Source organism: Pseudomonas sp. K8 (assembly GCF_014889455.1).
GTDB classification, from domain to species: domain Bacteria; phylum Pseudomonadota; class Gammaproteobacteria; order Pseudomonadales; family Pseudomonadaceae; genus Aquipseudomonas; species Aquipseudomonas veronii.
The window spans coordinates 1-9,795 of record NZ_VJWO01000089.1; the positions used below are offsets into that span (position 1 = coordinate 1).

At 64.8% G+C, this 9,795-nt stretch carries 8 protein-coding genes and 2 riboswitches; of the genes, 4 read left to right on the forward strand and 4 right to left on the reverse strand.

The genetic code is table 11. The features are described from left to right. Positions 1 to 283: 283 nt before the first annotated feature. The 4 genes from cobM to INT12_RS29880 all read right to left on the reverse strand — a co-directional run bounded on the left by cobM (position 284) and on the right by INT12_RS29880 (position 2,394). Positions 284 to 1,030 (reverse strand): precorrin-4 C(11)-methyltransferase, encoded by a 747-nt coding sequence (gene cobM, locus INT12_RS29865; RefSeq protein ID WP_104903035.1) that lies wholly within the window; start codon positions 1,028 to 1,030, stop codon positions 284 to 286. A gap of 70 nt (positions 1,031 to 1,100) precedes the next feature. Continuing rightward, positions 1,101 to 1,493: a cobalamin biosynthesis protein gene (locus INT12_RS29870; RefSeq protein ID WP_046484972.1), complete on the reverse strand. Its 393-nt coding sequence runs from the start codon at positions 1,491 to 1,493 to the stop codon at positions 1,101 to 1,103. Continuing rightward, positions 1,490 to 2,194, reverse strand: coding sequence for a CbtA family protein (locus tag INT12_RS29875; RefSeq protein ID WP_193041002.1), 705 nt, complete (start codon positions 2,192 to 2,194; stop codon positions 1,490 to 1,492). Before INT12_RS29875 ends, INT12_RS29870 begins: the two co-directional genes overlap by 4 nt. 11 nt (positions 2,195 to 2,205) lie before the next feature. Further along, entirely contained in the window at positions 2,206 to 2,394 is a 189-nt protein-coding gene (locus tag INT12_RS29880; RefSeq protein ID WP_017846597.1) for a CbtB domain-containing protein, read from the reverse strand. A 96-nt stretch (positions 2,395 to 2,490) separates the two neighbouring features. Further along, a riboswitch (cobalamin riboswitch) is annotated at positions 2,491 to 2,701 on the reverse strand. A 41-nt stretch (positions 2,702 to 2,742) separates the two neighbouring features. Beyond that, a riboswitch (cobalamin riboswitch) is annotated at positions 2,743 to 2,943 on the forward strand. A gap of 91 nt (positions 2,944 to 3,034) precedes the next feature. Between INT12_RS29880 and cobW the strand changes: the two genes are divergently transcribed. The 4 genes from cobW to INT12_RS29900 are packed head-to-tail and all read left to right on the forward strand — an operon-like array spanning position 3,035 to position 9,518. Beyond that, entirely contained in the window at positions 3,035 to 4,096 is a 1,062-nt protein-coding gene (cobW, locus tag INT12_RS29885; protein WP_017846596.1) for a cobalamin biosynthesis protein CobW, read from the forward strand. Positions 4,097 to 4,099: 3 nt separating this feature from the next. Next, positions 4,100 to 7,861: a cobaltochelatase subunit CobN gene (gene cobN / locus INT12_RS29890; RefSeq protein WP_193041001.1), complete on the forward strand. Its 3,762-nt coding sequence runs from the start codon at positions 4,100 to 4,102 to the stop codon at positions 7,859 to 7,861. Then, the gene (locus INT12_RS29895) at positions 7,861 to 8,862 is read left to right on the forward strand and encodes an ATP-binding protein (RefSeq protein ID WP_193041000.1); all 1,002 of its coding nucleotides are present in this window, start codon (positions 7,861 to 7,863) and stop codon (positions 8,860 to 8,862) included. The genes cobN and INT12_RS29895 overlap by 1 nt, the downstream gene beginning before the upstream one ends. Before the next feature lie 53 nt (positions 8,863 to 8,915). Continuing rightward, complete coding sequence (locus tag INT12_RS29900) at positions 8,916 to 9,518, forward strand: vWA domain-containing protein (RefSeq protein ID WP_102618975.1); 603 nt, start codon at positions 8,916 to 8,918, stop codon at positions 9,516 to 9,518. Positions 9,519 to 9,795: the final 277 nt, after the last annotated feature.

Consider the following 9,795-nt stretch of genomic DNA (forward strand, 5'->3'; position numbering starts at 1 on the left):
GCGCCGCACTACGTGCTGCCGCATCGACGTGAGGAGCGCGTTTATCCTCGGGCGATTCGGCTGAAATCACCGAAGTATCCGATCAGAAATAAAAATGCCAGTCAGCTTAACTGACTGGCATTAGCCCCGTGAGCGCCGTTTTTTTATGCTTAAAATTCAGCTTCTTACGCGACCTACCTAACGCTGAACATTAAGTGTGGGAGGGAGCAAGCTCCCTCCCACATTTTATTTTGTGTTTGTTTAGTTAAATCAGTGTTTTATGTTTGGTTTTTGATGTTTTTGATTAGGGTCGGTACAGGTGTGCATGCCCGGCCCGATACAGCGACGACGCGCTGAAACTGTCACTGGCCAGCACCCGACCCACCACAATCAGCGCGGTGCGCCTGAAGCCTTTGGCCGCGACTTTGTCGGCAATGTCCGCCAAGGTGCCGACAGCCCAATCCTGATCCGGCCAGGTCGCGCGGTGTACCACGGCAATCGGGCAATCCGCGCCATAGTGCGGCAGCAGTTCGGCGACGATCTTCTCCAGGTGATTGACCCCCAGATGAATCGCCATGGTCGTGCCGTGACGGGCCAGGCTGTCGAAGTCTTCACCGGCGGGCATGCGGGTTTTATCGGCGTAGCGGGTGAGAATCACGCTCTGGGCGATGTCCGGCAGGGTCAGTTCAGTCTCCAGCAGCGCCGCGCAGGCGGCCACGGCGGTGACGCCGGGAATGATCTGGAACGCAATGCCCAGCTCGCGCAACAGGCGGATCTGTTCGCCAATTGCGCCGTACAGGCTTGGATCGCCGGAGTGGACCCGCGCCACATCCTGGCCCCTGGCATCGGCGGCCTTGATCAGCTCGATGATCTGTTCCAGGTGCAGTTCGGCGCTGTTGACCACCTGTTCGGCCTGATGCCCCTCCAGTACCGCCGCCGGCACCAGCGACCCTGCATAGATGATCACCGGGCAACTGCGGATCAGCCGCTGGCCTTTGACGGTGATCAATTCCGGGTCGCCGGGGCCGGCGCCGATGAAGTAGACGGTCATGGAGAAATCCTGTGAAAAAACGCGCGAGCATGAGGAACGCTCATGATCGGAAGCGGCGATTATCGCGGTTTCAGTCGACGCAGGCCAATGCCAAGGTGGCCCGGGCGGATTTTTTGCGCGGGACCAACAGGCGCGCAGGGGCGCCGCCGAGCTGTTCGGCCAGGGCCAGGGCGGCGCTTTCGGCGATGCCGTAACAACCGGTATGGGCAAAGGCGACGGCAGACCTGTGGCTCAGGCGGTCGTCATACATCGCCAGGTGCGCCGCGCTGAAGCAGTGCAGCGGCAGGTTCAGCCATTGGGCCAGGGCCAGCAAGCCCGGTTCATCCTGCTTGCGATCAAGGCTGGCCAGGGCGGTGATGCGATGGCGCTCGATACCGCCCTCGGCGAGGGCGGCGTTCAGCAGGTCCAGCAGGGCTTGAAACTCGCAGCCGCGCTGGCAGCCCAGGCCGACCACGAGGGTCATGCGATGTATCGATCGTCGCGGTTGCGGCGAAACAACCAGGCGCTGATCAGCCCCAACGCCAACCAGAACGCGATGTTGGTCAGTTGCGAGGCGATCTTGAACTGTGCTTCCAGGGCCTCAGGGGCCAGCATCGAATGCACTTCAGGTTGCGGAGCGCCAATCACATGAGGCACCACGAGGATCGCCGCGCCCAGCGCCTTGAGCAGCCAGTTGCCACCGAATACCAGCAGCGCGATACCGGCCGCGGTTGAGGCCGCCGTGCCGATCCACCAGATCTGCCGTTGTGCCAGGTCGGCGGCGGCAGTGCCCGGCAATTCCGGCGGCAGGCCCAGGGTTGGCGCCAGCACGAAGGTCGCGTAACCGGCCAGGCCCCACAGCAGGCCTTGAGCCGTGCGAGTCGGCGCGCGCAGGGTGTAGAGCCCGGCGAGCATCAAGGCGAAACCGACCGCCACCACCAGATTGCCGCCGGTGGTCGACAGCACGCGCTGCCAGCCGTCTTCCGGCTCCCAGGCTTCGGCGTCATGGGTGTGTGCAGCGGTGCCAGCGGCGTGCTCGTGTGCCACTTGTGTCGCGGCTGGGGCTTTTTCAAAGGTTTCCGCCTGCATGATCAGCGGGGCGACCCAGAAACTTTGCAGCAAGGTCAACAACAGGGCGGCCAGCAGCCCACTGAAACCTGCGGTTTGCGCAATACGCTTGATCATGTCGGCAGGTCTCAATGGCACGGGAACGCGGCGCTGTGGCGGGTATCGTGGGCGGCGTTGTGTACCGCTTCGATATGCGAGAACCCGGCGAAATACACCAGGCATGCGCCGAGGATCGACGCGCCGATGGCGGCGCCCAGGCGTTGGCTCAGGGTGGCGGTGCTGCTGGTGCTAGGCGAGGTGCTGCTGATGATCGACATGGCGCGTCCCTTCAGGGGTTCAGGGTGACACGAGCGCATGCAAAACCCGCGAGCCAGGCACGCAGGGTTCAAACAGCGCCCGCCCACCGCGGGTTTGTTAGATGATTTTTTTCGGGCCGGTCTCCGGGCTTGCGAGGGGGCTCTTGAACTGAGTCCTGAAAGCATCGCCTTCCCATGCACAAAGCACAGTGGCCGTGACGCTTCGCTCGCTTACCGTTGCGGGGGCAGCACCGGACTGGTCATATCGCTATGACGCACCGGTTTCCCGTTTCACCCTGTGAAGGGCACCCGAAACAAGGTGTGTAGGAAAGCATGCAGGGCGACGGTAGTCAAATTGACTGAGCCCCTGTAGCCTTGCACCCTCGAGGTTCTTCGGCCCAGGCCGGAGCTAAGAAGGGAACGCGGTTCAAGCCGCGGCTGCCCCCGCAACTGTGAAGGGTTTATCTGACTGCCACGCCACTGCCATCAAGGCGGGAAGGCGCAGCCAGCGCCGGTCGCAAGACCCGCAAGCCCCAAGCCAGGAGACCTGCCTCGCAACCGATTTTTCAATTCAACCGGGCGGGGTGATCCGGTGACGAAATCTGCTGCTGCGCGTCGCGCAGGGCCTATCGTCCCGTATGCCCGCCCCCAAGGGCATCCGATGAAAACACTGGCCAAACTCCCCGTCACCATCGTTACCGGCTTTCTCGGCTCGGGCAAAACCACCTTGCTGCGCCATATGCTCGATAACGCCCAGGGCCGTCGCATCGCGGTGATCGTCAACGAGTTCGGCGAGCTGGGCATCGACGGTGAAATCCTCAAGCAGTGCTCCATCGGCTGCACCGAGGAAGAAGCCAACGGCCGCGTGTATGAACTGGCCAACGGCTGCCTGTGCTGCACCGTGCAGGAAGAGTTCTTCCCGGTGATGCGCGAACTGGTTGCCCGTCGCGGCGACCTTGACCATATCCTCATCGAAACCTCCGGCCTGGCCCTGCCAAAACCTTTGGTCCAGGCGTTCCAGTGGCCGGAAATCCGCAACGCCTGCACGGTCGATGCGGTGATCACCGTGGTCGACAGCCCCGCCGTGGCGGCCGGTACCTTCGCCGCCTTCCCGGATCAGGTCGACGCCCAGCGCAAACTCGACCCGAACCTGGACCACGAATCACCGCTGCATGAACTGTTCGCCGACCAACTGGCCAGCGCCGACCTGGTGATCCTCAACAAGTGCGACCTGATCAGCCCCGACGACCTGGCCCGCGTGCGCCTGGAAGTCGCCGAAGAGTTGCCGCCGGCGGTGAAGATCATCGAAGCCAGCAGCGGTCGGGTGCCGCTGGACGTGCTGATCGGCCTGGGCGCCGGCTCCGAAGAGCACATCGACGGTCGCCATAGCCATCACGATCATCATCACGAAGGTGAAGACGATCATGATCACGATGCGTTCGACTCCATTTCCATCGACTTGCCCCAGTCCGACGAAGCCCTGCTGCTCGACGCCCTGAGCCAATTGGTGGTGCAGCACGGCATCCTGCGCGTCAAAGGCTTCGCGGCGATCCCGAACAAGCCGATGCGCCTGCTGATCCAGGGCGTGGGCACGCGCTTCGACAAACACTTCGACCGCGCCTGGAGCGCCGACGAAGCGCGCATCACGCGCCTGGTGCTGATCGGCCAGGACCTCGACGCGGCGGGCCTCGAAGCGCAATTGCGCGCCGCCCTCAGCGTTTAACCCATGCACCTGCTCAGGACCCAGCCCGGCGGTTTCGTCGCGGACGACAACATTGCCGACCTTGGGCAAACCCCCGCCGAGCTGGTGATCCTGTGCAGCGGCGACTCCAGCCTGGCGCTGCTGGCCGAAGCGGCCCAGCAGTTGCCCGAGGATTACCCGAGCCTGCGCCTGGCCAACCCGATGCAGGTGCAGAACCATGCATCGGTGGACCTGTACGTCGATGAAGTGCTGCGCCACGCCAAGGTCATCCTGATTTCCCTGCACGGCGGCATCGGCTATTGGCGTTACGGCGTCGAGCGCCTGGTGGCGTTGGCCGAGCGCGGGGTCACGCTGATCCTGGTGCCGGGGGATGACCGTCCCGACCCGGAACTCAGCGGCCTCAGCACCGTGGATGCCGCAGCGCGTGACCGCCTGTGGCAGTTCCTGCGCCAGGGCGGCCTGGGTAATGCGCTGGATTTTTATCGCTGCCTGGCCAGCGCCTACCTGGGCCGCGACTATGCCTGGGCCGAGCCGCAAACCCTGGCGCGCAGCGCGATTTATCACCCGCGTAAAGCCCATGCGTGCCTCAACGACTGGCAGTTGGATTGGAATCCTGAGTGCCCGGTGGCGGCGGTGCTGTTCTACCGCTCCCATCTGCAAGCGGCCAATACCGGTTTTATCGATGTGTTCTGCCAGCGTCTGCAGGCGGCGGGCCTGAATCCGTTGCCGATGGCAGTGGCCAGTCTGAAGGAGCCCGGCTGCCTGACGGCGGTCGAGGACTGGCTGGATGAGGTCGGGGCGGCGGTGATTCTCAACACCACCGGCTTTGCCCAGTCCAGCCCCGAAGCGCCGCATTTGCGCCCGTTTCGCCGCAACATCCCGGTGATCCAGGCGATTTGCGCCCAGGACAACCAACCCGCCTGGCAGGCCAGCGAACAAGGCCTCGGCCCGCGCGACCTGGCGATGCACATCGCCTTGCCGGAACTGGACGGGCGCATCATCAGCCGACCGATCAGCTTCAAGGACCTGGCCTGGCGCAGTGAGCGCAGCCAGTCGGACGTGGTGTGCTACCGCGCAGCGCCGGAGCGCATGGACTTTGTCGCTGAACTGGCGCGCCGTTGGGTCGAACTGGCGCGGGTGCCGAATGCCGACAAGCGCATCGCCCTGATCCTGGCCAACTACCCGACGCGCGACGGCCGCATCGGCAACGGCGTCGGCCTGGACACGCCGGCGGCGGCGCTGAATATCCTGCGGGCCTTGCAGGCCGAGGGTTATCCGCTGCCCGAAATCCTGCCGGAAAGCGGCACCGCGCTGATCCACGAACTGCTCGGTGGCGTCACCAACGACCTGGACAACCTCGACCTGCGCCCGTGCCACCAAAGCCTGGGCCTGGACGACTACGAGGCGATGTTCAAGCGCCTGCCCGAAGCCAACCGCCAGGCGGTGCTGGAACGCTGGGGCACGCCGCACAACGACCCGATGTGCCGCGACGGCCGCCTGATGATCGCCGGCCTGCGCCTGGGCTTGACGTTTATCGGCATCCAGCCGGCCCGCGGTTATCAGGTGGACGCCAGCGCGGTGTACCACGACCCGGACCTGGTGCCGCCTCACGCTTACCTGGCGTTCTATTTCTGGTTGCGCCACACCTACGGCGCTCACGGCGTGATCCACGTCGGCAAGCACGGCAACCTGGAATGGCTGCCGGGCAAGGGCGTAGGGCTGTCGGAAAATTGCTGGCCCGACGCGCTGCTCGGGCCGCTGCCGAATATCTACCCGTTTATCGTCAACGACCCGGGCGAGGGCGCCCAGGCCAAGCGGCGCACCCAGGCGGTGATCATCGATCACTTGATGCCGCCGCTGACCCGTGCCGAAACCTACGGGCCGCTGCGCGACCTGGAGTTGTTGGCGGACGAATACTACGAAGCGCAACTGCTCGACCCGCGCCGCGCCCGCGAGCTGCAAAAGGACATCCTCAAGCTGGTGCGCGAAACCCGTATCGACCAGGAGCTTGAACTGGACAGCGAGGCCGACGCGGCGATCTGGCTGCCGCGCCTGGATACCTACCTGTGTGACCTGAAAGAATCGCAGATCCGCGACGGCCTGCATATCTTCGGCGAGTCGCCCCAGGGCCGCTTGCGTATCGACACCTTGCTCGCGTTGCTGCGTATCCCGCGTGGCGACGGCCGAGGCGCGCAATCGAGCCTGTTACGGGTATTGGCCAAGGCCTTCGAGCTGGGTTTCGACCCGCTGGACTGCGCCCTCGCCGAACCCTGGACCGGACGCTGCCCGGAGGTGTTGCAAACCATCGATCCACAGCGGTGGCGCACCGCCGGTGATACCCGCGAGCGCCTGGAGCTGTACGCTGCACGGTTGATCGAACAGGCGCTGGCGGGGCCGCTGGAACAGCTGGAAGAGCCCGGTTGGGAGGATGTCAAATCCGTCATCGAAAGCCTGCGCAGTGTCGTGGCGCCACGCCTGGATGGGTGCGGCCCGGCGGAAATGCGCGGCCTGCTCGATGCCCTGGGCGGCCGCTTCGTGCCGGCGGGCCCAAGCGGCGCGCCGAGCCGGGGGCGTCTGGATGTGCTGCCCACCGGGCGCAATTTTTTCAGCGTCGACGTGCGCAACCTGCCAACCACCACTGCCTGGCGCATCGGTTTCCAGTCGGCCAACCTGATTCTCGAGCGGCACCTGCAAGACCACGGCGACCACCTGCGCCAGCTCGGCCTGTCGGTGTGGGGCACCGCGACCATGCGTACCGGCGGCGACGATATCGCCCAGGCCATGGCCCTGATGGGGGTACGCCCGGTGTGGGTCACGGGCAGCCAGCGGGTGGACGACTTCGAAATCCTGCCGATCAGCCTGCTGGACCGCCCGCGTGTCGACGTGACTTTGCGCGTGTCGGGGTTCTTCCGGGATGCCTTCGCCAACCTGATCCGCCTGTTCGATGCGGCGGTACAAGCGGTGGCGGCGCTGGACGAGCCTGACGATATGAACCCGCTGGCCGCCAAGGTCCGTTGCGAGCGCCAGGCGTTGCTTGAGTCCGGCCTGGACGAGGCCGCGGCGGCGAAACAGGCGGGCTGGCGTATTTTCGGGGCCAAGCCCGGTGCCTATGGCGCTGGCGTGCAGGGCGCGATCGACGGTCGCTTGTGGCAAAGCCGCGAGGACTTGGCCGAGGTCTACCTGAATTGGGGTGGCTACGCCTATGGTGGCGCCGACGAGGGCACCGCCGCCCGCGGGCAATTCGCCCAACGCCTGAGCCAGGTGCAGGCGGTGCTGCAAAACCAGGACAATCGCGAGCACGACCTGCTCGATTCCAACGATTACTACCAATTCCAGGGCGGCATGCTCGCCGCCGTGGAAACCCTGAGCGGCGACAAGGCTGCCAGCTACCATGGCGACCACAGCCAGCCGGACGTGCCGAAGATCCGCACCTTGAAGGAAGAGCTGAACCGGGTGATCCGTGCCCGCGCCGCCAACCCCAAGTGGATCGAAGGCGTGAAGCGTCATGGCTATAAAGGTGCGTTCGAGATGGCGGCAACCGTGGACAATCTGTTCGCCTTCGACGCCACCACCGCGCTGATCGACGATCACCAATACGCCTTGCTCGCCGACGCCTACCTGCTCGACCCCGACACCCGCGCCTTTGTGCAACAGCACAACCCTGATGCCCTGCGGGACATGACCGAGCGCCTGCTCGAAGCCCAGCAGCGTGGCATGTGGCAAGCGCCGGGGGCGTATCGCGAGGCGTTGGAAAACCTGTTGCTGGATATAGAAGAAGACAGCTGATGACTGAAATTCCCCATTTCCCGCTGTCGGCCGTGGTCGGTGCCGATGACCTGAAACTCGCGCTGTGCCTGACCGCCATCGACCCGAAGATCGGCGGCGTGCTGATCGAAGGCCCGCGCGGCATGGCCAAGTCCACCCTGGCACGTGGCCTGGCGGACCTGTTGGCCAGCGGTCAATTCGTCACCTTGCCGTTGGGCGCCACCGAGGAGCGCCTGGTCGGCACCCTGGACCTGGATGTGGCATTGGGCGAAGGCCGCGCGCAGTTTTCACCCGGCGTGCTGGCCAAGGCGGATGGTGGGGTGTTGTATGTCGACGAGGTCAACTTACTGCCCGATCATTTGGTGGACCTGCTGCTGGACGTGGCCGCCAGCGGCACCAACCTGATCGAGCGCGACGGTATCTCCCACCGGCATCCTGCGCGCTTTGTGCTGATCGGCACGATGAACCCGGAGGAGGGTGAGTTGCGTCCGCAGTTGCTCGACCGCTTCGGCTTCAATGTGGCCTTGAGCGGGCAAACCGTGCCGGCCGAGCGTGGGCAGATCATCCGCCGGCGCCTCGACTTCGACAGCGACCCCATGGCCTTCTGCGCGTTGTGGGCCGAACCGCAGGCCGCCCTGCGCGAGCGTTGCACCCGGGCGCGGGCCTGTCTCGAGGCCATTGCATTGGATGACGAGGCGCTGGCACAGATCACCCAACGCTGCTTTGCCGCGGGCGTGGATGGTTTGCGCGCCGACCTTGTCTGGTTGCGTGGCGCGAGAGCGCATGCAGCCTGGCGCGGCGCGACCGCCATCGCCGAGGAAGATATCGAAGCCGTGGCCGAGTTTGCCTTGCGCCATCGTCGCCAGGCGCAGTCCCCGCCGCCCAGCCCGCCCAACCATGAGGGCCAGGCGCCTCAAGCGTCCGACACTTCACCCGGCCAAGGCCAGTGGGGCGATATGCCCGCACCGGCCTTGCCCACGGGCGCTCGCCGAGACGTGCCCGCCTGGCCAAAAAAGCCTTAGGCATCTGCCCCCGACCTGACGCGGGGGCGGATGCCCGGCCCAAGGCGGGGCGACTGGATAAAGGCAGGCACGGCAAGTCGCGCGACGCGCAGCAGGGCTCTATCAATTGGCCGGGCACCTTGCTCGGCGGGCGGCCGCAGTCTCGTGAGGACCTGCGTTTCCACCTGCGCAGCCGCTCGGCCCAGGAGTTATGGTTGGTGATTGTCGACGCGTCGGCGTCGACGCGGCGGCATCGTGCATTGACCGATGCCAAAGGGTTATTGGCGCAACTGTTGGATGACGCCTACCGCCAGCGGGCGCGCATGGCATTGCTGACGGCGAGCGGGCAGTCGCCGAAGTGGCAGGTGCAGGGCCTGAAAGCCGCGAAAAGCCTGGCTGGCTGGCTGGATCAGCTCGGCGCGGGGGGCGGTACGCCACTGTTGGCCGCGCTGGGCGAGGCGACGCAATGGCTGGCGGCACGCAGAACGCGCTACCCCGCCGAACAGCAGCGGTTGCTGGTGGTGACCGATGGGCGACTCAAGGAGATTGCCGCGTTGCCATCGCTGGAGTGCCCGGGGTTATTGGTCGATATCGAGCGCGGGCCGATTCGGTTGGGGAGGGCGCGAGAACTGGCTCAGCGCCTGTGCTTGGATTATCGACATATCGATAGTTTTTAGGCTCTAAAACCAGATCGGGAAGTGTCGCTCTTGTAAAGTCGAATCTTCCGACATTAATCACCGATAACAAATCTTTACTCTCTGGGCTTTCGCGTCCAGGAGTAAAGGGAATGACTTCCAGCGTACTGCCGAGGGTTCTTTTCGATCATGGCCGGCACACCTTGAGTGTGCGCAACATCGAAGCCCGTCTCGACGTGTTGGCCTTTGAAGGCCACGAACACCTGAGTCAACCCTTCACCTATCGCGTGGAATTCACCAGCACCGAACGTGACCTCGC

Coding starts and splice junctions, on each gene's coding strand:
- INT12_RS29875 (WP_193041002.1), bottom strand. CDS start 2,194: ATGATCAAGCGTATTGCGCAAACCGCAGGTTTCAGTGGGCTGCTGGCC.
- cobN (WP_193041001.1), top strand. CDS start 4,100: ATGCACCTGCTCAGGACCCAGCCCGGCGGTTTCGTCGCGGACGACAAC.
- INT12_RS29895 (WP_193041000.1), top strand. CDS start 7,861: ATGACTGAAATTCCCCATTTCCCGCTGTCGGCCGTGGTCGGTGCCGAT.
- cobM (WP_104903035.1), bottom strand. CDS start 1,030: ATGACCGTCTACTTCATCGGCGCCGGCCCCGGCGACCCGGAATTGATC.
- INT12_RS29880 (WP_017846597.1), bottom strand. CDS start 2,394: ATGTCGATCATCAGCAGCACCTCGCCTAGCACCAGCAGCACCGCCACC.
- cobW (WP_017846596.1), top strand. CDS start 3,035: ATGAAAACACTGGCCAAACTCCCCGTCACCATCGTTACCGGCTTTCTC.
- INT12_RS29870 (WP_046484972.1), bottom strand. CDS start 1,493: ATGACCCTCGTGGTCGGCCTGGGCTGCCAGCGCGGCTGCGAGTTTCAA.